This is a genomic window from Blautia hominis, from assembly GCA_002270465.1.
Taxonomy (GTDB): Bacteria; Bacillota; Clostridia; order Lachnospirales; family Lachnospiraceae; genus Blautia; species Blautia hominis.
In genome coordinates this window covers 112,884-135,353 of sequence record NQOF01000001.1, presented here as the reverse complement: position 1 = coordinate 135,353, position 22,470 = coordinate 112,884, and the positions used below count along the sequence as shown (strand labels likewise).

18 protein-coding genes are annotated in these 22,470 nt (G+C 44.0%); 12 read left to right on the top strand and 6 right to left on the bottom strand.

The window, feature by feature from the left end:
• Positions 1 to 75 precede the first annotated feature (75 nt).
• The 3 genes from CI595_RS00660 to CI595_RS00650 are packed head-to-tail and all read right to left on the bottom strand — an operon-like array spanning position 76 to position 3,565.
• Complete coding sequence (locus CI595_RS00660) at positions 76 to 1,074, bottom strand: uroporphyrinogen decarboxylase family protein (protein WP_095170699.1); 999 nt, start codon at positions 1,072 to 1,074, stop codon at positions 76 to 78.
• Positions 1,068 to 2,129, bottom strand: a complete 1,062-nt coding sequence (locus tag CI595_RS00655; RefSeq protein ID WP_095170697.1) for a uroporphyrinogen decarboxylase family protein — start codon at positions 2,127 to 2,129, stop codon at positions 1,068 to 1,070. Before CI595_RS00655 ends, CI595_RS00660 begins: the two co-directional genes overlap by 7 nt.
• Before the next feature lie 17 nt (positions 2,130 to 2,146).
• The gene (locus CI595_RS00650) at positions 2,147 to 3,565 is read right to left on the bottom strand and encodes an MFS transporter (protein WP_095170695.1); all 1,419 of its coding nucleotides are present in this window, start codon (positions 3,563 to 3,565) and stop codon (positions 2,147 to 2,149) included.
• A gap of 281 nt (positions 3,566 to 3,846) precedes the next feature.
• On the opposite strand from CI595_RS00650, the gene CI595_RS00645 reads away from it, so the two are divergent.
• Together CI595_RS00645 and CI595_RS00640 are read left to right on the top strand one after the other, a co-directional pair.
• Positions 3,847 to 4,632 carry an arylamine N-acetyltransferase family protein gene (locus CI595_RS00645; protein WP_162291776.1) on the top strand — a complete coding sequence of 262 codons (786 nt, stop codon included), beginning with the start codon at positions 3,847 to 3,849 and terminating at the stop codon, positions 4,630 to 4,632.
• A gap of 76 nt (positions 4,633 to 4,708) precedes the next feature.
• Positions 4,709 to 6,034 (top strand): serine hydrolase domain-containing protein, encoded by a 1,326-nt coding sequence (locus CI595_RS00640; protein ID WP_095170690.1) that lies wholly within the window; start codon positions 4,709 to 4,711, stop codon positions 6,032 to 6,034.
• A gap of 284 nt (positions 6,035 to 6,318) precedes the next feature.
• On the opposite strand, the gene CI595_RS00635 is transcribed toward CI595_RS00640, so the two are convergent.
• The gene (locus CI595_RS00635) at positions 6,319 to 7,065 is read right to left on the bottom strand and encodes a LytR/AlgR family response regulator transcription factor (protein WP_162291775.1); all 747 of its coding nucleotides are present in this window, start codon (positions 7,063 to 7,065) and stop codon (positions 6,319 to 6,321) included.
• A gap of 210 nt (positions 7,066 to 7,275) precedes the next feature.
• Between CI595_RS00635 and CI595_RS00630 the strand changes: the two genes are divergently transcribed.
• The gene (locus tag CI595_RS00630) at positions 7,276 to 7,947 is read left to right on the top strand and encodes a hypothetical protein (protein ID WP_147737678.1); all 672 of its coding nucleotides are present in this window, start codon (positions 7,276 to 7,278) and stop codon (positions 7,945 to 7,947) included.
• Positions 7,948 to 7,999: 52 nt separating this feature from the next.
• Here CI595_RS00630 and CI595_RS00625 read toward each other — a convergent pair whose 3' ends face one another.
• Complete coding sequence (locus CI595_RS00625; RefSeq protein WP_162291774.1) at positions 8,000 to 9,319, bottom strand: sensor histidine kinase; 1,320 nt, start codon at positions 9,317 to 9,319, stop codon at positions 8,000 to 8,002.
• A 61-nt stretch (positions 9,320 to 9,380) separates the two neighbouring features.
• Positions 9,381 to 10,337 carry a sensor histidine kinase gene (locus CI595_RS00620; protein WP_162291773.1) on the bottom strand — a complete coding sequence of 319 codons (957 nt, stop codon included), beginning with the start codon at positions 10,335 to 10,337 and terminating at the stop codon, positions 9,381 to 9,383.
• A gap of 712 nt (positions 10,338 to 11,049) precedes the next feature.
• Between CI595_RS00620 and CI595_RS00615 the strand changes: the two genes are divergently transcribed.
• The 9 genes from CI595_RS00615 to nusA all read left to right on the top strand — a co-directional run bounded on the left by CI595_RS00615 (position 11,050) and on the right by nusA (position 22,467).
• Positions 11,050 to 12,180 (top strand): RCC1 domain-containing protein, encoded by a 1,131-nt coding sequence (locus CI595_RS00615; protein ID WP_095170680.1) that lies wholly within the window; start codon positions 11,050 to 11,052, stop codon positions 12,178 to 12,180.
• A 246-nt stretch (positions 12,181 to 12,426) separates the two neighbouring features.
• Complete coding sequence (locus CI595_RS00610) at positions 12,427 to 12,963, top strand: phosphatase PAP2 family protein (protein WP_095170678.1); 537 nt, start codon at positions 12,427 to 12,429, stop codon at positions 12,961 to 12,963.
• Between the two features lie 48 nt (positions 12,964 to 13,011).
• Entirely contained in the window at positions 13,012 to 13,845 is an 834-nt protein-coding gene (locus CI595_RS00605) for a Cof-type HAD-IIB family hydrolase (protein ID WP_162291772.1), read from the top strand.
• Between the two features lie 15 nt (positions 13,846 to 13,860).
• Positions 13,861 to 15,783, top strand: coding sequence for a DNA gyrase/topoisomerase IV subunit B (locus tag CI595_RS00600; RefSeq protein WP_095170674.1), 1,923 nt, complete (start codon positions 13,861 to 13,863; stop codon positions 15,781 to 15,783).
• A 10-nt stretch (positions 15,784 to 15,793) separates the two neighbouring features.
• Positions 15,794 to 18,040: a DNA gyrase/topoisomerase IV subunit A gene (locus tag CI595_RS00595; protein WP_095170672.1), complete on the top strand. Its 2,247-nt coding sequence runs from the start codon at positions 15,794 to 15,796 to the stop codon at positions 18,038 to 18,040.
• A 49-nt stretch (positions 18,041 to 18,089) separates the two neighbouring features.
• Complete coding sequence (locus tag CI595_RS00590) at positions 18,090 to 19,010, top strand: magnesium transporter CorA family protein (RefSeq protein ID WP_095170670.1); 921 nt, start codon at positions 18,090 to 18,092, stop codon at positions 19,008 to 19,010.
• Between the two features lie 12 nt (positions 19,011 to 19,022).
• A complete protein-coding gene (locus tag CI595_RS00585) occupies positions 19,023 to 20,240 on the top strand; it encodes a transglutaminase domain-containing protein (protein ID WP_162291771.1) in 1,218 nt (405 codons plus the stop codon).
• 481 nt (positions 20,241 to 20,721) lie between these two features.
• On the top strand, positions 20,722 to 21,186 hold the full coding sequence (locus tag CI595_RS00580) for a ribosome maturation factor RimP (protein WP_095170665.1): 465 nt from the start codon (positions 20,722 to 20,724) through the stop codon (positions 21,184 to 21,186).
• Between the two features lie 45 nt (positions 21,187 to 21,231).
• The gene (gene nusA / locus CI595_RS00575; RefSeq protein WP_095170663.1) at positions 21,232 to 22,467 is read left to right on the top strand and encodes a transcription termination factor NusA; all 1,236 of its coding nucleotides are present in this window, start codon (positions 21,232 to 21,234) and stop codon (positions 22,465 to 22,467) included.
• Positions 22,468 to 22,470 lie beyond the last annotated feature (3 nt).

Genomic DNA, 22,470 nt, shown 5'->3' with positions numbered 1-22,470 from the left:
AAATCTTAAAATTAGAAAACATCCTTGTCAGGCGGAGACGAAAAGCTTTCCCGTTTACGCTTCGCCGTCCGCCGGTCAGACAGGACTGTTCTCTCTGTTGTAGGCTTCAATCTCATCGGCTATGATCTCGTCTGTTCTGGGATAAATAGTACCTGCAAGGCCGTAAGTCATACAGGGGATGAAGTGTCCGCCCGGGCCATAGGTACTGCAGGCTCTGCGCACATCTGCACGGATCTCTTCTTCCGTGGCATCTTCCCGGTCTATGGTAGCGTCAATGCCTCCCATGAGGGTCATACGCCCGTCAAGCTGTTTCTGCAGTTTTAATATGTCATTTTCCGGCAGCACTCCCTGCCATACATCCACACCGATCTCTGCCATGTCCTCAACGATAGGTTCCAGGAAAGAGTCTGCATGGTGCATGACCAAAACGCCGTGGTCGTGCATATATCCGTAGATACGGCGGTAATGCTCTTTGAAAAATCCTCTCCAGATGTCAGGCTGCATGAACAGGCTGGTTTTGGAACCCCAGTCATCATGTGAGAGGATGATATCCGGGTGCAGATTATCAACAAGCAGTTTGGCATACTGGAAACGGTACTCTGCAATGGCATCCACCAGTTCTTTCATAGATTCCGGTTCCAGCAGCAGATTCATAAGGGCATCCTCAAAGCCCATGAGAAAATGGCTCTGCTCAAAGATTCCGGTTCCCATGAAGCCAAGCACCAGTTTTTCACTGCGGTCTACTTGGGCCGCCGATTGAAGGGCATCCTCCCATCCGTCGCTGCAGTTTGCGACCAGATCAGGTACCTTTACGGATTTCTGCCATTCGGTCACATCCGGGCATACTTTGTTGGATTCTGTAACGTGTGGCATGGGACCGGGGGCGTCCTCGGGGAAGAGGATCTCAGTCCCCCACTTATCCACAGAAGTTTTGCCTCTTACCCGGTTTCCTCTGGTGAATTTCTGTAAAGGATCATTCATGATCGGTACAAAGGGCTGGTACTGGTTGACCAGACGGTCCGGTTTTCCGTCTTTTTTTATAGTTTCCAGAAAGTTTTCTTTCGGTGTCAGCATTTTGATTCCTCCAATTCGGCATATTTTATTCTGCTGTAACGGTACAGCTCATCGGCCAGATTTACTGCACGGTCAGGCTTCTCATCTTTTAAACGGCAGGCAAAGCGGCCTGTCATAGCCAATTCGTCTACTTTTTTGTGTATATCCGCAACAGCGTCCTCATCGCTCATGTCTGCGGGGATAATATACAGAGTGCACTGTGCCAGGTCTTTTCCGTATTCTTTCATGATAGCTGCTTTGTCATTGGCACTGTCCTGTCCCTCCCAGGCATCGAATCCTGCCTCGATAATGAGAGGCATCAGTGTTTTAATACATCCGCAGGAGTGAAGGCAGATGTGCATTCCCATATCGTGGGCTGTTTTGGTGACTTTTTTGTACTGGGGGACAAACAGTTCTTCATAGGTGGAGGGCGAGAAGAAGGTGCTGATCTGGGTGCCCATGTCATCGTGGAAGAGGATCATATCCGCGTGATATACTTCATGTGCAATCTTGATCAGTTCTATATGCCAGTCCGCCAGTTTATCATAGAATGCAGTAAGTTCGTCAGGCTCCTCAATGAGGGCGCAGAAGGCATCCTCAAAGCTGATAAGGTCAGCCGTTCTTTCAAAAAAACCGTTTACAATGACAAAGTATGAAAAGCGGTCCTCCGCAATCCGTCCTTTGTAGTTTTCTTCAAAGTCTTTCTTCCAGTCTATGGCGGATAAATCGGGAAATTCCAGTTCTTCCCGCCATTTTGTAATATCAGACAGTCTGCGGGTGCCGGGCTTTACCATGGCAGCCTTTGTATTAGGCTCATATTCCCATTCAATACCAAACCAGTCCGTACCGCCGAAATTGCGGGCCTTTGCATCGGGCATGACCAGGGGCTGAATGGCATTATTGTCAAGGGTCTGGTTGGGGACCCAAAGGGGCATCCTTCCGTCCAGCATGCGGAGCATATTTTCTTTAGGGGTGATGGGACGGTTGTATTTAGGTACCATACTGTCCGGTGCGCCGTAGATTCCGGGCATGTTGTATTCACCTGTGATCTCTAATTCTTTTTCATTAAATTTCATTTCCTGATTCCCTCCTGTCAATTGTTATTTCTTGCGACGATCTCTGCGGAATACTGTTCTACTTTCTCTTTTGTCAGACGGAAGCCGAAGAGAAGAAGTACAGCTGCCACGATGAGAGCCAGTGCCGGTATGATCATAAAGGCCATGCAGATTCCCTTTTTCAGCTCTACGGATGCCATTGCAGCGTCAATACTCGGGTCAAAGGCAGCGAAGGCAAGGCAGGCAGAGATGATAATACCTCTTGTCATGACGCCCACCTTCAGAGGTACATTTTGAAGGCCGCTGATCCATCCGGTGGCGTTTTTCCCTGTTTTCCACTCAGAGTAGATGATGGTATCCGCATACAGGGCAGGGGTACATGCGTATGCAATGCCGTATCCGAACTGTGCCACAGACATAAGGATGATGACCAGGGTTACGTTGGCATAGGTAAAGTTGGCTGCGATCAGGATGACCGCCATAGCGAAAAAGGTGATGATGGTAGTCGATCTGGTGGAAATCTTTTTCGCCATATTTTTTGCCAGGTAGGAGCCAATGACACACAGGATATTGGAGATCAGGATGTACCTTGCCAGCAGGCCGGAATCTTGTGCCACATATGTAAAATAATAGATGGCTACACCGGAGCAGACAAAGTTAAACATCCATTTGGCCAGGTCAGCAAGCAGTAAAGAGAGGAGGGGCGGATTCTGTAAAAGAGCTTTGACCAGATCCATGCCTCCTGTTTTTGTGGTGTCCTTTTTGGCTGAGGCGCTGCTTGCGGCGGCTTCTGTTTCTTCGTAGCCGTCAAACATTTTAAAGTGTGTGAAATAGAGCACTGCCATGATACATCCCAGAACAAATGCAGTTGCTCCGTACTGGCTTTTCTCTCCGATCATGCCTGCGAAGAGAGCTGCCAGAGGCGGTCCCACATAGGAGAAGATAACCTTTGAAAAGTTAGCCCATGCAGCTCTGGTGGAAGCCAGATGTGCCCTGTCGTCCGGCGTTTTTCCGGCTACGGCGATCATGGATACGTTGGCTACATAGGGGAAATTCCATACAATATGGCTGACAACGGCAGCTATGATAATGATCGCTATGGAAAGAGGCCCGTCACCGATCTTTAAAAACTGGAACGCGTAGAGAAAAGGTACCATCCATGGCAGAAGGATCAGCCAGGAACGGTAACGGCCCCATTTTTTCGGTTTGATACTGTTTAAGATGGCTCCGTATATCCAGGACAGGAGGGCATCAATGATACTCGCGGTGGTAGTTATAAAGGAGACGGTGGCAAGTCCGAATTGTGCCAAATTGGTGAGGAAAAAGTTAAAGTAATAACTCTCCACATTGGTCATCAGGGTAAAGCCGCAGTCACCCACGCCGTAGAACATCTTCAGTGCCTTGCTCAGTCCCTTTTTGCCGGGTTTTTCTGTGTCAGGATTGGTTTTACTACTCATCTGAATCTCTCCCTTCGTTTTGGACATAGTGCGCACTTGTCCGTTCCTACTTTTTGTTCAGATACCGGTATGCTGTAATAAATTCATAAAACAAGTATATAACAGGTTATGATTTGCGTAAATCCGCACAGGGTTCCATTTGTGGAAAATAGATTCCTACTTTTTGTAGTATAGGGTGTGATCAATATGACGAAAGTTTTTTTCTGCTTTACAAACAAAAAAATAACTGTATATAATGAAAGTATCATATGGGTATGTGTACTGCCCAAGGAGGAAAGGTTATGTATGAAGCACTGTATGCGTCTGTTCCCGATGCGGACGCCTATCTGGAACGGATCTACAGAAAGCGCAGGACTGCGCTTACGAAAGAATATCTGGACGATTTGATCTATGGACATCAGATTCATGTGCCTTTTGAAAATCTGGATGTCTGGATGTTTAAAAAAGATATTCCGTTGGATATTGCATCCATTTACGAAAAAGTGGTGGTTAAGAACAGGGGCGGCTACTGCTTTGAACTGAATGCGCTGTTTACCGCCCTGCTAAAAGACCTGGGATTCCATGCTTATTCCTGCATGTGCCGGATAACCAGGAATAAAAATTACGTGCCCCTGGTACTCCACAGGGGAATCCTTGTGGAATTGGATGGCATGAAGTATTTCTGCGATGTGGGCTATGGCGGTCCTATGCCCCCGGGAGCGGTACCGGTGCAGGATGGGGCAGAGGCGGAAATCCGTGGAGAGAAGTATTATATGTACAAGGACGTGGTCCCCTGGTGGACCATGAAGAGAAGGACGAGCAGCGGGGAGATGGAATCCATGCTGCAGTTCTATACTATGCCCCAGGAGGCAGTAGATTATATTCCTATGAATGAGTACTGCTCCAAGAATGAGAATTCAGTGTTTCGTCAGAGGCTTTATGTGAATAAGAGGACGGAAAATGGAAGCGTGTCAGTTGTGGGGAATATATTTACAGAAGTGGATAATGGGGCAGTGGTGCAGGAAAGAGAGATTGGGGAGGAGGAAGTGGCTGGGATTTTGGAGAAGTATTTTGGGATTATGTTATAAGGGGAAAAGACAGAGGCATCTGGTGTGGGTGTCTCTGTCTCTTTACGGATAGAAAGGACAGAAAGAGGTGGGGAAAGTGCCGATTGTTGATTTTATAAATGCCTGCAAAGAAAATACAAATACAAATATTTCACATGTGATTTGTACGTCTAAAGAAAATATACTTGCTGAATATATCATAGAACCATATAAACGTGACACATTGAAGCTGTTTTTCTCTATGACAAAGTCTTTTGCCGGGCTTGCAGTGGGGATAGCCTGTGACATGGGACTTCTGGATCTTGATGATTTTATTGTGGGATTTTTTGATAAAGAATTACCGTTGCTGCCCCATAAAAATCTCAAAAAGATTAGGATACGTCATCTGCTCACAATGTCATGCGGCATTCATGATGATACATACAGAGAATTAGTGATTCAAAATGATTGGGTAAGAGCATTTCTAAATCAGGAATTTCCTCATGAGCCGGGAACATATTACAAATATTGTACCCATGGTTCTCATATGCTTTCGGCAATAATTACAAAAGTCTCAAAAATGTCACTGGAAGATTTTCTGAATATACATCTTTTTCACCCATTGGGGATTTTTGAAGCCCAATGGGAACAGTCACCTGAAGGCTTGACCGCAGGAGGGATGGGACTGAGTCTTTATCCGGATTCGCTTGTAAAGATTGCGCAAATGCTTCTAAATTATGGAGCATATAACGGGAAACAACTGATTTCCAGGAAATATATCAAAATGGCCACTGAACAGCAGATAGTTAAGCAGGAAAGCAGTTTTTTCGGAGGCGCCGGATATGGATTTCAGTTTCATATCGGTAAAGAGGGGTTCTGCCGAATGGATGGTGCTTTCGGTCAATTGTGCCTGTTGTGCCCTGCAAATGATTTGGCGGTAATCGTATTTTCACAGTGTTCAAAGATGGAAGATTTATTATCGTTGATCTACAAACATTTGATATATGAAGATCAAAGCGGCAAAATTTGTTTACTGGATCATAACAATTTTAGAGTGAAGGTTCCTGGGCAGGTTTGGTTTCCTTTGAGAAAATATAGATTTAATGACAATAAGTGGGGAATAGAAAATGTAGAATTTCTGTTTCTTGACGGGGTATATCAGGTGATTATAAAAAATAGAAACGGTATAGAAAAGATATTATTTTCATTAGACTATGATACAAACGGTAAAGTGAAATTTATAAAAGATCTGCAGATGCACATGCAGGAGTATATTTGTCGTGCTGATTTTCATGAATCACTTGAATTGACCTTGTTTTTTATTGAGACCCCATATGTGGTTAAGTATAATTTTGCTTTTGAGGAGGAGAAGATATCATTTGGTTTTTCCGTAAATGTTAGTTTTACACTGGAAAATTTTATTGTAAAAGGCTTTGCGCAATGAGTGCCCCAATAGGCCGGCGTGATTGGCAGTGTTTTTAACTAAATCCAAAATGAGCACAGCAGATAATTCCCATAGGATATTTGCTATGCTCATTTTTAGATTGATTGTGATATCGTGAAAAAAGTACAGGTCATCACAACACCCGGGCGTGCATTTGGTACCTGTGGGGAAGGGTATTTGCGTTTGTCTTATGCTTCATCGGAGGAGGTGGTGCTGGAGGCGGTAAAAAGGCTTAAGGAATATTTTGGTATCCTATGACAAGCCCTCCCGATTTACATTCTTGGTCACTTTCCGGCTTCCAAAGCCAAAGCTACTTCTTTTTGAAAGCGGACGGCAACGTCACAGGTAAGATTATTATCAAATACAACTTTACGAACTTTTTTTTGCAGAGCCTGTACATGCTTTATATTGATTATGATGGATTTATGACAATATATAAAGTCACTGCCCAGGCGGGATTTTAACAGTTTTAATGACTCACTTGTCTCATAAATGCTGAACTGTGTATGTATGGCTCTTTTGCGGGTCCCCGGCACGATTTCTATATAATAGATATCTGACTGCTTTAGATGTATGTTCTCTGTTTTTGTTTTTAATACCAGTGTCTCTTCTTCGGCAAGTGAGCGGGTATCTCTTTCGTGAATGAGCTGCAGGCAATCTGCTATATTTTTCTTTAAGTCCTCAAAATTGTCTTTAGGTATAAAGTCAGTGGCAGCTATTCTGTGTCTCAATATCATCATACTATATTCGGAATGTGAGGTGATATAGATAATATATCCGTCAGGATCATATTGTCTGATTTTTTCTCCCAGATATATACCTTCTTTTCTTTTGCCGTTGCCCAGTGCTATATCTAAAAAATAAATTCCTTTTTGTTTGCCGCTGCTCACTCTGGTTAATATCTCGTCAGGGTCGGTTGTTGAACAGATAATTTTCATTTCATATTCATGAAAGGAAAGATAATCCTGAATGTAATTAGTATAACTTTTTAGGAGTGCAGGCTCGTCTTCGCAAATAAAAATTGGCAGCATACAAATTCCTCTTTCTGAACGTTTATGTAAAAAAACAAGACGTTTGCGCATAAAATAACGTATTTCATTATATCATATGCTAGAATAAAATACACATAAAATGTTGAAAAAACCAGATAAAGCAGAGAGTATAAAAAAGTACAGTTGCATATCCTGGAAAAACACTCAGCATGGTTTCGTTAAAATATGTGTAGACTATGGAGGGATAAAGTGAGAATGAACAAACGTTACAAATTATGGATAGGGGCATGGGCTATTTCTGTTTCTCTTTTATTTGCGGGATGTGGAACAAAGGAGAAAACGGAAAAGGATGCCGCTGCGGTTACCGCGGAGACGGAAAGTGATTCAAATAAAAAAAAGGAAACAGTAGTTCAGCCTAAGAAAGATTCAAAAAACACTGTGGAAGATAAGAAAGTTGAAAATTCAGATATAAATAAACCTGCAGATATGACAGGGCAGGGCGCCGACACAAATGCAGCCGCGGAAGAGAACGTGCAGGAGGATAATGCAGAAGCAGTTGAGGAAAGCCGTAATCCGAATCCGGATATAAATGCAGATGTGACGGAAGAAGAGACAGAGAAGGATTTGATAGAATCCTGTGGTTATGTTATAGAAACAAATGAAGGGCCGACTATGCTGATCGCTGAAGGATGGGAAGAGGCGCCGCCTAGCGTAATAGAAGCCAGAGAAACAGGGGTGTCATATTATATCGGAGACGCAGAAATTGATTGCCCTTGTCGTATTTCTGCCGGATTGGTCGTGTATTTTACATATTATACGGAAGATGGGGTCAATATCGCTGTTGATATTACCAGCGACGGTGATGAGAAAGAACCGAGATTTTATGACTATGAATATGAATATCCACAGGATGAGCAGTAATTAAAAGCCGGATGATCTCCGGCTTTTTCATGATTGCAGATATAAAATTATTTTAGCTTTGTGGGATAAGAAGCTCCTGTGTGAAGCAGCTATCTCTACATTCTGTGAAATGCATAACAACCGGATATTTATTTAATATCTCTTTTGCATTATAAAGTCCGATACCGTGTCCGAGGATTTTGGTTGTAAAACCGTTTTCGTATAGTTTTTCAATAGGAATAGCAGTTGCATTACAGGAATTAGTAAGTCGTATAATAATGTTATCTTCATTTTGTAAAAAACCGCAAAACAATTTCTTCTCTTCCGTTTCAGAGGCTGCTTCAATAGCATTGTCAAGGAATATGCCTATGAGCCGTGATAAATCTACAGGTTCCACAGAACCGATAGAAGTAAGAGGGGAGGGGATGTCAATATCTAACTGCAGGTGTAGGGAAGAGGCACGCATAAATTTCTGGTACAATAAACTTTTTAATTCCAGGATTTGTATATTTGCAAGTCTCCCGATTGACATACTGTCTTGGGAAAACTGTTTTCCGGTAGGCAGGATTTTAGAATGAAAGTAATCCTCCAGACTGTCTAAGTCCCCTTGTTCTATATAACAATCTAAAGTGGCGAGAATGTTTATGTAATCGTGTTTGAAGGAACGCATTTGCTGGTAAAGGTCTTCCAGTTTGGTTGTGTATTCCTGTAGTTTTTGATATTCCAGTATTTTTTGTTTCTTTTCTGTATCTTGTTTGATGGTTTTGATTGAGTGATATAGTATAATAACAGATAGAGAAAAATACAACAAAAAAAGAAAACAGTTTAAAAGATAACTAAATAAAGGATATCCCATATATTGGCCTGTGGCAAAGTTTGTAATTAATATACAGGCACAAACAGCTATAAATAGACATATGTTGATAACAAATTTTATGTTAAATTTATGCGTGAAAAGAAAATCTAATTGTTTCCTGAAAATTCTTTTTATGGCTGCGGTCGTAACGTACAACAATAAAATATAACATATATTAAATAAGGAGCGAAAAAGCCAGCTAAGTTTCATTACATAAATATCTGTTATAACGTAGATGATGGTCACACATAAATAATTTAAAAAAACATTATATATGTAACCCATGATTCCCAATATACAAATTTGAAATTTTTTCTTTTGACCAATCACAGAAACAAATACGGTATAACATATAACCAGGTAAGTTGAAAACTCACCACAAACAGGGTAGAGAAAAATTGTTATAATAGATATACCGGCTGCCATACAAAGCTTATTACGCATTTTGATAGGGGAAAGCGACAGGTTTGTAAATGCTATGATCAAGAACAGGACGCCGAATATATTATCTATAAAAAACTGTAAAGACAGATTCATGATATACCTCCAATTTATCTGTGTATTTTTCTGAATGTTCTTTTTACTTAGTGAGAAGATTTTAACAGCGTGGAATCTGTATTTCCTGGGTGAAATGGTTATCTTTACATTTGGTGTGATGAATAACATCAGGATATTTATTTAATATCTTTTTGGCATTAAAAAGCCCGATACCATATCCGGAATTTTTGGTTGTAAAGCCGTTTTCATATAATTTTTCAATTGGAATATCATTTTTAATACAGGAATTCGTAAGACTGATGATCATGCCATCGTCATTTTGCAGAAGTCCGCAGAATAAATATTTTTCTTCCGTTTCAGATGCAGCTTCAATGGCATTATCAAGAAAGATACCCATAAGCCTGGATAAATCCACAGGCTCCATAGAGCCGGATGAAGAAACAGGGGAGGGGATGTCAATATCTAACTGCAGGTGCAGGGAAGAGGCACGCATAAATTTCTGGTATAATAAACTTTTTAATTCTAAACCTTGTATATTTGCAAGCCTTCCCAGTGATGCGGTATCTTTGGAAAATTGTTTTCCAGTAGGAAGGATTTTATTATGAAAATACTCGTCCAGGCTGTCAAAATCCCGCTGTTCTATATAACAATCCAGAGTGGCAAGAATGTTTATGTAATCGTGTTTGAAAGAACGTATCTGCTGATAAAGGTCTTCTAATTTTGTTGTGTACTCCTGTAGGTTTTTGAATTCTGTCAGTTTTTGTTTTTCTATAGCCTCTCTTTTAACAGAATTTACTATGTAATAAATAAGTACGATAGTAAGAGAAAAGTAGGACAAAAATAGAAAACAGTTAATAAAAGTCAGGTATGTAGGATATCCCAATTGCTCACTTGATGAGAAATTAAATATGAATAGTGAAACACATAAAACAACAAAAATAACGATGAGGGTTAGCATTTTCTTTTGCTCAGTAAAGTGGCTGATAGATATATGCTTTTTTAAACAATTGCCAATTTGATAAGTTATAATCCAACATAGAAATGCATAGAAAATCATAAATATTATACTTTGCGTAAAATTATAATCCGAGAAATTAATCCTAAAAATTATATATACAAATAATGTACAAATATAATTTAAAGTCACCTGGATTAAGTAACCTATAAGAAATAAAAGACAGTTTAGTAATGCGTTCTGTTTATTAAGATAGATTATAAATAGTATATATGCGATCAGTAAATAGGTTGAGTATTCACTAAAAAAACATAAAGATATTGGTGAAATTATGAAACAGCCAAGCCACAAGATTAATTTTAAAGGAAATTTAAGGCTTGAGTAGAGCATGTTTAAGCAAGTGGAGACTGTTACCAAAACCCCGAAGAAACTTGAAATAAAAAAATAAATCATAATTGACTCCTTACGTTCACTCAATAAACTATAACGTTTATGCGTATTTTTTTATCTGATTATTTATTGTGATATAATTTTAACATAAAATTATATCTTAAACCAGTTAAAAACTCAATCAGAGCTGTAGGACAGAACTGGAACTCAATCCATAATCAATGACTTTTTATTGTTTTTTTATTAAATTCATTTCTAATTTGCAGTGTCATGGGAGTTCTGGGAACGAGGGGCTGGGAACCTCTGCCTTTTTATGGTGACGGCAGATAGAAAAGAGGGGATTTACAGATGCATGAGCAGAGTATGTCCGCCGCGCAGAATTTTATGAGTCACTTTGCGTGGCCGCTGTTTATAAGGAGGTAATATGAAGAAAAAAGCAATACCTAAGATATTAATAGTTTGTACATTACTATTGACGATCACAGGTTGTTCAGAAAAGATTAAAAGCAAAAAAGAAGTTAATAAAGAAACGCCCGGTGAAAATTCTGCAGTTATAAACAATGAAAATGAGGAAGATACTATATTTTACGTGGATGACATTGAAGATCTGCATTTAGATGAAGAATTTAAAATTAGTAACTATTATATAAGAAATAAGGTAACAGGACTAAATCATTATTATATAGATGCAAATAATGTGCTTTGGGGAACAGGAAGAAACAGTTATTTACAGATGGGATTGATAAACGAGGACGATATTAACAACCTGGAACCGATATATTATGATGTGAAAATTGCAGAAAATGTTATACATGTGGACTGCTCTGTAAATGGCTATTTTATGATTTACTTAACCGATACGGGAGAATTATACGGAGTGGGAGCTAATTTAAATGGAGTGCTCTGTGAACCGGTAAACGCAGACGATATGTTAAATCCCTGGATGAATCTGGTCAGCCAGCCTAAGCTTCTGATGGAAGATGTGGTTTATGCAAGAAGCGGAAGAGAGAGTATTACCGTATTAAAAGAAGACGGAAGTGTATGGTGGTGGGGGCAGTTCCTTAGTACATCTTTGACGAAACAAACGCAGTCCCACATGGAAAACCAGCAGCCGCAGTTGATGTTGGAAGACGCAATATATGCTGTCTGCGGTGATATCGGAGCCGCAGCAATTACTAAGAATGGAGAATTATATACTTGGGGATGTAATACGTGGGGACAATGTGGTGTGGCGTGCGGCCCGGATGATTATATACGCAATGCAGTCAAGGCAGCAGACAATGTGAAAATAGTCTGGTTGGAAGACATAGGATTTGAAACAACCAACTTAAAATGGACAGAAGATATCATTATGGATTATAATGATCATTATGAATACAATACGTTTATCCAGACAAGGGATGGAGCTTTAATGGCTTGTGGGATTGGTTTGGGTAAAGAGAAAAAAGTGGCAGAAATATACGAAGATATGGAGGAGGAGAAAAGCAGCATCTACAGTAGTGAGTTTTTATCCATATCTATCAGCGAAAAACCTTCTAAACAATCATTACAATGAAGTGAGATATATTCCGTGGGGTAGATAGAGGTATTCTTACCATAGACCTGGCAAGCCCCGAGATAAGAAACGGCATTATAGTATATTTCTAAATATCATAGACAAATAAGCCTTTGCCTCTCCGTGCCGGAGCCAAAGGCTTTTTACCGTCCCCCCCTCATCTTCACCGATTTACAGAATAGATTTGAAAAAATCCCCGAAATAAGTTATGATATAGGTCGAATCCGAAACAGAAAGGAAAATCATATGGGTTGGGAATTTACAATATTGGATGCTCTGCAGCAGATACATACTCCTCTGCTGGACAAAATTTTAGTATTTATCACATCCCTTGGAAACACAGGATGGTTCTGGATCGTACTTGGCCTGGTGCTGCTCTGCGTTAAGCGATACAGAAAGTACGGTGTCCTGGTGTTGGGAGCGCTGATATTTTCCGCATTGTTTGGAAATATTATTTTAAAGCCGCTTGTGGCGAGGCAGCGTCCATGCTGGATCAATGAGACGGTGGAGCTGCTGATCCGGGTGCCTAAGGATTATTCATTTCCTTCCGGTCACACGCAGGCTTCTTTTGCTGCGGCCACAGCACTTTTTACAGGAAATAAAAAGGCAGGCATCTGCGCCTATGTGCTGGCTGCCCTGATCGCCTTTTCGCGTCTGTATCTGTATGTGCATTTCCCTACAGATGTGCTGGCTGGGGTTGTCATTGGCATCTGCTGCGGTCTTCTGTCTGCATATGTGTTTGACTGTGTAAAGCGTAACAGGGGGACTGAGGCACAAGGATAAAGAACGACCATGTCTAAGGCTTATAGGAAGAATAACAGGAGAACAGAAATGAGAAAAGATTTAAAAATGATAGCGATTGACCTGGACGGTACACTCCTTCGGGATGACTGCACCATTTCACAGCGGACCAGGGAAGCGGTGGAGGAGGCGGGAAGAAGAGGATACCTTATGGTTCCCACTACAGGCCGCTCCTACCGCAATACCCGGTTTGTTTTAAATGGGTTCAGGGAGATCTCTTATTTTATAAACGGCAACGGTTCCGTGATCAGCAGCGGCAGGACAGAGGATGTCCTGTATTTTCATGATATGGACATGGATAATGTCAGGAAAATTTATGAGCTAGCGGCAAAATACGATACATATGTGGAGATCTACGCAGGTCAGGATGCCTACATGGATGCCAAAGGACAGGACGTGATCAAAAGATGCGGACTTCCGAAAGAATACTGTGACCAGCTCCTGGCCACCAATAAAATAACAGCAGATTACAGGAAGCTTCTGGCAGGGAATGATATCCGTGTGGGAAAGGTACATATCCTGGTATCCAAAATGGAAGAAAAGGATAAGCTGATAAGGGAAATTGATCTGCTTCCCGGTGTACATCCCATCTCCGTTATCCCCAATAATATAGAAGTGGTGCATGGAAGATGGAGCAAATGGAATGCCATTGCAAAGCTGGCCGATATGGTTGGAGTCAGACAGGAAGAGATCATGGCGATCGGCGACAGCAATAATGATTATGAAATGCTTTTGAATGCCGGATACTCTGTGGCAATGGGCAATGCCTGTGACAGGGTAAAGGAGATCAGCAGTGCGGTGACAGATACCAACGAAAATGACGGTGTTGCAAAAGCAATTGAAAATATACTGAATCAGGAATAGAAAGGACGAACAGGAATGGCAAAAAAAACAACCTATGATGCCAGCAGCATTACGGTTCTGGAAGGACTGGAGGCTGTAAGGAAACGGCCAGGTATGTATATCGGCAGTGTTTCCAGGAAAGGTTTGAACCATTTGATTTATGAGATTGTGGACAATGCGGTGGATGAACATCTGGCCGGTTTCTGTACGGATATCCGTGTGACACTGGAGCGGGACGGTTCCGCCACCGTAGAGGACAACGGAAGGGGAATCCCTGTGGGAATGCACGAGAAGGGCATGTCAGCCGAGAGGCTTGTATTCACCACTCTGCACGCAGGCGGAAAATTTGACGACTCTGCCTATAAGACAAGCGGAGGCCTTCACGGTGTGGGTTCCTCTGTGGTGAATGCGCTGTCCACATACTTGGATATAAAGATCAGCCGGGAAGGTTATATCCACCATGACCACTATGAGCGGGGAATCCCCACCATCGAACTGGAGGAGGGCCTGCTCCCGAAACTGGGAAGGACAAAAACCACAGGGACGCTGGTGAACTTCCTTCCGGATCCGGAGATCTTTGAGAAGACGCGTTTCTCCGCCACAGAGGTCAAGAGCCGTCTCCATGAGACTGCTTATCTGAATCCTGAGCTGACCATTGTCTTTGAGGATAAGAGAGGGGATGAGCCGGAGTGTATCACCTTTCACGAGCCGGAGGGGATTGTCGGATTTATCAAAGACCTGAACAAAAAATGTGAGATCCTTCACGAACCTGTGTACTTTAAAGGGGAATCCGAAGGCATTACCGTGGAGGTTGCTTTCCAGTATATCAATGAATTCCGGGAGAACGTGCTGGGCTTCTGCAACAACATTTACAATGCGGAGGGCGGCACCCATCTGACCGGGTTTAAGACCACATTTACATCTGTGATGAACAATTATGCCCGGGAACTGGGAGTTTTGAAGGAAAAGGACACCAATTTTACAGGCGCGGATATCCGAAACGGCATGACCGCCGTGGTTTCCATCAAGCATCCTTCCCCGCGTTTCGAGGGACAGACCAAGACCAAGCTGGACAACCAGGATGCAGCTAAAGCTACAGGCAAAGTGACGGGAGAAGAGGTTGTTCTCTTTATGGACAGAAATCTGGACACCCTGAAAAATATCCTTTCCTGTGCGGAGAAGTCCGCGAAGATCAGAAAAACAGAGGAAAAGGCTAAGACCAACCTGCTGACTAAGCAGAAATACTCTTTTGACTCCAACGGCAAGCTGGCAAACTGCGAGAAGCGTGACCCCTCCCTGTGTGAGATATTCATTGTGGAGGGAGATTCCGCCGGGGGCAGTGCCAAGACAGCCAGGGACAGGAATTTCCAGGCCATCCTTCCCATCCGCGGTAAGATTCTGAATGTGGAGAAAGCCACCATCGACAAAGTGCTGGCAAATGCGGAGATCAAGACCATGATCAATGCCTTTGGCTGCGGATTTTCAGAAGGATACGGCAACGATTTTGATATCAGCAGGCTGCGCTATGACAAGATCATCATTATGGCAGATGCCGATGTGGACGGTGCCCACATTTCCACACTGCTTCTGACCTTGTTCTACCGCTTCATGCCGGAACTGATCTATGAGGGACACGTGTATATCGCCATGCCGCCCCTCTATAAAGCTATGCCTGCAAAGGGAAAAGAGGAATACCTCTATGATGACAAGGCTCTGGAGCGCTACAGAAAAAGGCATAAAGGTCCCTTCACCCTGCAGCGGTACAAAGGTCTGGGTGAGATGGACGCGCAGCAGCTTTGGGAGACAACCCTGAACCCGGAAACCAGGCTTTTAAAGCTGGTGGAGATCGAGGATGCCCGCATGGCGTCCGATGTGACAGAGGTACTTATGGGAACAGAGGTGCCGCCCAGAAAAGCATTCATCTATGAACACGCCCAGGATGCGGAATTAGACATATAGGAGGAGCGAAATGGCGAACGTACAGGATAATATCATCAGAACAGAATATTCGGAGATCATGCAGAAGTCATATATTGACTATGCCATGAGCGTCATTGTTGCCCGCGCCCTTCCGGATGTACGGGATGGCTTAAAGCCGGTACAGCGGAGGACCCTTTACGATATGTACGAATTGGGAATCCGCTATGACAGGCCGTACAGGAAATGTGCCCGTATTGTAGGTGACACTATGGGTAAATACCACCCCCACGGCGACAGCTCCATCTATGAATCCCTTGTGGTCATGGCGCAGGAATTTAAAAAAGGCCAGACGCTGGTGGACGGACACGGAAACTTTGGTTCTATAGAGGGGGACGGGGCGGCTGCCATGAGGTACACGGAAGCACGCCTGGAAAAGATAACCCAGGAAGTCTACCTGGCAGACCTGGATAAGAATGTTGTGGACTTTGTGCCAAACTTTGACGAGACGGAAAAAGAGCCGGCGGTGCTTCCCGTCAAGGTCCCTAACTTGTTGCTGAACGGCGCGGACGGTATCGCTGTAGGTATGGCCACCAGCATTCCTCCCCACAATTTAAATGAGGTCATCGACGGCGTTGTGGCTTATATGAAGGACAACACCATCACAACAAAAGATCTGATGAAGTACATCAAAGGACCGGATTTCCCCACAGGAGGAATCGTGGTCAATAAAGATGACCTTCCGTCTATTTACGAGAGCGGAAGCGGCAAGATCAAGATCCGCGGCAAGGTGGAGGTGGAAAAGGGAAAAGCCGGAAGGACACTTCTGGTGATCACGGAGATTCCCTACACCATGGTGGGTGCCAATATCGGCAAATTCCTCAACGATGTGGCAACGCTGGTGGAGACGAAAAAGACCACGGACATTGTAGACATTTCCAACCAGTCCTCCAAAGAGGGCATCCGCATTGTGCTGGAACTGAAAAAAGGCGCGGATGTAGAAAACCTCACCAACATGCTGTACAAAAAGACAAGGCTGGAGGACACGTTTGGTGTCAATATCCTTGCCGTTGCAGACGGAAGGCCGGAGATCTTAAGCTTAAAACAAGTCATTGAATACCACGTAGACTTCCAGTTTGAGGTGGCTACCAGAAAGTATCAGACACTGCTTGCAAAAGAGCGGGAAAAACAGGAGATACAGGAAGGTCTGATCAAGGCTTGTGATGTGATCGACCTGATCATTGAGATCCTGCGGGGAAGCAAGAACAGGGAGCAGGTGAAAAACTGTCTGGTAAGCGGCATGACGGAAGGAATCCGTTTCAAGACAAAAACCAGTGAACGGCAGGCTAAAAAGCTGCAGTTCACAGAGCGGCAGGCTGCAGCAATCCTGGACATGCGCCTCTATAAGCTCATTGGCCTGGAAGTTGAGGCACTGATGGCGGAACATGAGACCACATTGAAAAATATAGCCCGCTATGAAGATATTCTGAACAACTATGATTCTATGGCTGCTGTGATCATTGATGAACTGAAAGCCGTGAAAAAGGAATTTGGAAAAAAACGCCTCACAGCCATTGAGAATGCAGCGGAAGCGGTATATGAGGAAAAGAAGATCGAGGAGATGGAAGTTGTGTTCTTGATGGACCGTTTCGGCTATGCCAGAACTATAGACAAAGCAGCCTACGAGCGGAACAAGGAGACAGCGGACAGCGAGAACAAGTATATATTCTCCTGCCTGAATACAGATAAGGTCTGTGTGTTTACAGATTCCGGCAGAATGCACACAATCAAGGTGCTGGACCTGCCTTTCGGAAAGTTCAGAGACAAGGGGACGCCCATTGACAATGTGAGCAACTTTGACAGCTCCGCGGAGCAGATGGTATTTGTCTCCAGCCTGTCAGGGATCAAAGAGTCCATGCTGTTCTTTGCCACAAAAACAGGTATGCTGAAACAGGTGGCAGGAACAGAGTTCGATGTGTCAAAACGGACGATAGCAGCCACAAAGCTGGCGGAGGGGGACCGGTTGATCTTAGTACAGATCGCTGATCCCATGGAATACGTGGTGCTTCAGACGAAAAATGGCATTTTCCTTCGTTTTATGAAAGAGGAGGTACCGGATAAAAAGAAGACCGCCATCGGTGTGCGCGGCATCCGTCTTACAGAGGATGACCAGGTGGAGCACGCGTATCTGCTGGAAAGCCGTACGGAATACACCGTCACCTATAAAGAGAAGAATGTGACGCTGAACAGGCTGAAGCTGGCAAAACGTGATACAAAAGGCACAAAAATAAGGCTGTAACAGGCATCCCCCAGGGGATACGAAGAACAGCGCAGATACAGGAGGGGCTATGAGATATGTTTTAAATAAGAAAATGTCAGGTCTGGGAGAAAAAGAAATTCCGGCTCCGGGGGACTGTCTTATTGAGATACTGAACATGGAATCCTACAAAAGAAAATACGGGGACACCAGCCCTGGCCGTCTGCTTCTTCGGAGCCTGGAACATGTGCATTTCTGCAAGGCTGAGATGCAGAAGGATTGTGTGGTGGGAACTTTTTCCGTTCCGCAGAAAGAAAAACTGCTGGAAAAACCCCTTTCTTTCGGGTATTATATGGATAAAGAGAAACTTCTGTTTGTGGATGAGTCCGGGTTCGTGGCCCATATCGTGAAGTGTATGGAGGAGATCCGGTTCCAGGAACCAAGTTATGTGGCACATTTCCTCTTTGAGTTCATGGAACGTCTTCTGGAAGATGACGTGCGTTTTCTCCAGGCATATGAGCTGAAGATGACGGACATGGAGGACGGGCTGTTCCGTGAGGAGATCAAGGACTGTCCGGCCAGAATGCTGGCTGTGCGCAGAGAACTCCTGCGCATGAATACTTACTACGACCAGCTTGTGGACTTCTGTGAAATGCTGGAAGAGAATTACACCGGATTTCTGGAGGAGGAGGACTGCCGCCTTTTCCGGGTCATGGGCAAGAGGATCCAGCGCCTGGCGGATAATACCAGGAACCTGCGGGAGTATACCCTTCAGATTCGGGAGATGTATCAGGCCAGGACTGCGGAAAGGCAGAATAAGATCATGCAGTTTCTCACAGTGGTCACCACCATATTTATGCCGTTGACATTGATCACGGGCTGGTATGGCATGAATTTTATCAATATGCCGGAGCTTCATTACGGGAGCAGCTATTTTATCCTGATCGGCGTGGTGATCCTGATCGTTATTATAGAGATTTGGTATTTTAAACACAAGAAATGGTTTGACTAGGAGAATATGCCCATGAGAAAAAAAGTATACAGTCTGTTTTTGTGCGGAGTGATGGTAGTTTCCTTCATGGTTTCCGGCTGCGGCAGGGAGATAAGCACAGAGTCCAAAGACAGTGTATCCGAAACGGTACAGAAGAAAATATATCAGGTTTTTGAGCCGGAGAAAGAGGAGATCGCTGAGGCAGACGCCCTGCAGTATGTAAACGGTGATTACATACCCTACGGATATGAAAGCCTGACAGAGAATCAGCAGAAGGTGTACCGGCAGCTTTTGAACGGCATCCTGGAATACAAGGATGAGGTTTCTGTAGATCCTTGTACAGAGGAGGAGATCAACCTGGTCAATAATATGGTGTTTGTGGACCACCCGGAATTTTTCTGGCTGGATCAGCAGTCTTATACCTTTCAGGGGGATGGTTCCCCGGATACGGCCAGCAGTGTGGATCTGCAGCTTGTTTACAATATGGATAAGTCGGAAATAGAGTCTGTAAAAGCCTCCATTGAGGCAGCAGCGGACCAATGGCTTGCCCAGGTGCCGCAGGAGGCGGATACTTACGGCAGGATAAAATATATCTATGAGTTTCTGAGCCAGAACATCGCTTATGAACAGTCCAGCCCCAACAACCAGAATATCCAGAGCGTTTTTTTAAACCAGGTCACCGTATGTGCCGGATTTTCAAAAGCAACCCAGTATCTGCTTGGCAAGATGGGGATCTTCTGTACCCTGGTTACCGGAACGGCGGCGCCCAACAATGAAGAACATGCGTGGAACCTGGTGAAAATAGGGGATAATTATTATTACGTGGATACCACCTGGGCAAATCCCGGATTTTCGGAACAGCAGGAAGGGGCTGTACAGGAAATATCCTACACGTATCTATGCTGTGACGCCACAACACTTCTCGCCACACATACACCGGATGCGCTTCTGCCGCTGCCGGAATGTGCGGATGACAGTTATAACTACTATAAAATGAACGGCACCTGGTACTCCTATTATGATGAAAATGAGATTTACTATGTATTGACCTCCTCCATATCGGAGGGACGGGAGCGGGAAGATTTTAAATTTGCCGATCCGGACAGTTATCAGCAGGCCGTTGCGGCCATGGTGAACGGTGATCTGATCGAGCGGGCCGTGCGGGAAGCCTATCATTTCGGGGAGGGTGAGACCTATCAGTGGAACATCGGATACAGTGATGAGGACATGCTCCTTACCGTCTATTGGTAAAAAAGTTATTGTCCACTCAGTGTCCAGTAACACGCTTCGCGATGCACAGATATGGAGCATTCTGCCCCATATCGCGCTGGCTGCCTCGGGATTTTTTTTCAGCATGAAAACGCCTCCCGGTACAGTGGCCTGTGTACAGTAACGTAAAAAACACTTGCAACTTCATACTTTTAGTGGTATTCTGGTATAGAACTTGATAATCACGATAACATAAGAGTGGGCCTGCGGTCCACTCTTATTATGTAGTGGGAAACTAAGTACCCATAAAGTTACCACAAATATAGTTTAATTGTAACTGTTCAGTACCCTCACAGTTACAGGCAAAGATCCATGCAGAATGGCCTTTGGCCATGGGATTTTTGTTTGGCCGTGGTACACTTTCTTACGGTCAGCACAGTGAATGCGCAGACCTACGGAACAGTTATGTTTAATTCCTAACTTTATCGAGTACCAGACAGAAGATGCGGAAGAAGGTGAAAGAATGAGTCAGAGAGAAAGATACGAGCAGAAAGCAGAAGCCCTGATAACACCCATACTGGAGAGCCATGGTTTTGAGCTTGTGGATATGGAATATGTGAAGGAAGGCAGCAACTGGTATCTGCGTGCCTACATTGATAAAGAAGGCGGCATTGCTGTGAATGACTGTGAGGTTGTCAGCAGAGCATTTTCTGAAAAGCTGGATGAAGAAGATTTTATCGACACTGCTTATATTATGGAAGTGAGTTCCCCCGGCCTTGGAAGACCACTGAAAAAAGAGAAAGATTACCTTAGAAATATGGGGAAGGAACTGGAGATCAGGACCTACCGTGCCATTGACCGGGAAAAGGAATTTTACGGTATACTGAAGGCCTATGATGCGGACAGCGTGACCATTGAGAATGAGGATGGGGAGCGCACCTTTTTAAAGGCCGACATTGCACTGATCAGGCAGGCGTTTGACTTTTAAACAGCAGTGGATATTATATAGAAGAAATTCAGGAGGATGTAAAAAATGAATACAGAGTTATTAGAGGCGCTGGATATTCTGGAAAAAGAGAAATCCATCAGCAAAGATACGCTTTTGGAAGCCATTGAGCAGTCCCTGATCCAGGCGTGCAAGAACCATTTCGGCAAAGCTGACAATGTGCACGTAAATATCAACCCTGAGACCTGTGACTTCGGCGTGTATGCGGAGAAGACTGTGGTCGAGGAAGTGGCGGATCCGGTTATGGAGATCAGTCTGGCAAATGCCAAGATGATGAATTCCCAGTATGAGCTGGGTGATGTGGTGAATGTGGAGATCAAGTCAAAGGAATTTGGACGGATCGCCACCCAGAATGCCAAGAATGTAATTCTGCAGAAGATCCGCGAGGAAGAGAGAAAAGTAATCTTCAACCAGTATTACGGAAAAGAAAAAGATGTTGTGACAGGGATCGTCCAGAGAAGTCTTGGCAGAAACTACAGCATTAATCTGGGTAAGGCAGATGCCATCCTGACAGAAAATGAACAGGTGAAGACAGAGGTGTTCCGTCCTACAGAGAGGATCAAACTGTATATTCTGGAGGTAAAAGACACCCCCAAGGGACCGAAGATCCTTGTGTCCAGGACACACCCGGAACTGGTGAAGCGTCTCTTTGAGGCTGAGGTCACAGAGGTGAAGGACGGTACGGTGGAGATCAAGAGTATTGCCAGAGAAGCCGGTTCCCGTACAAAGATCGCTGTGTGGAGCAATGATCCGGATGTAGACCCTGTTGGTGCCTGTGTCGGTATGAACGGTGCCAGAGTCAATGCCATTGTGGAGGAGCTGCGCGGCGAGAAGATTGATATCATCAACTGGAGTGACAACCCGGCGCTTCTGATCGAGAACGCTTTAAGCCCGGCAAAGGTCATCTCTGTTATGGCTGACCCGGATGAGAAGACCGCTATGGTCATCGTTCCGGATTACCAGCTTTCCCTGGCGATCGGTAAAGAGGGGCAGAATGCCAGACTTGCAGCCAGATTGACAGGATTTAAGATTGACATCAAGAGCGAGACACAGGCCAGAGAGTCCGGTGACTTTGATTTCTATGAGGAAGACTACGAAGAAGAGAGCTATGAAGAAGAGAGTTACGGAGACGAGGGGTACGAAGAAGAGGACATTGTAGCAAAATCCTATGAAGAAGAGGATATGGCAGACATTGCTTCCGGTGAGACGCCGGATTCTTATGAGGAACCGGATGCGTCCGGAATACCCGGTGAAGAAGAGTAGGTG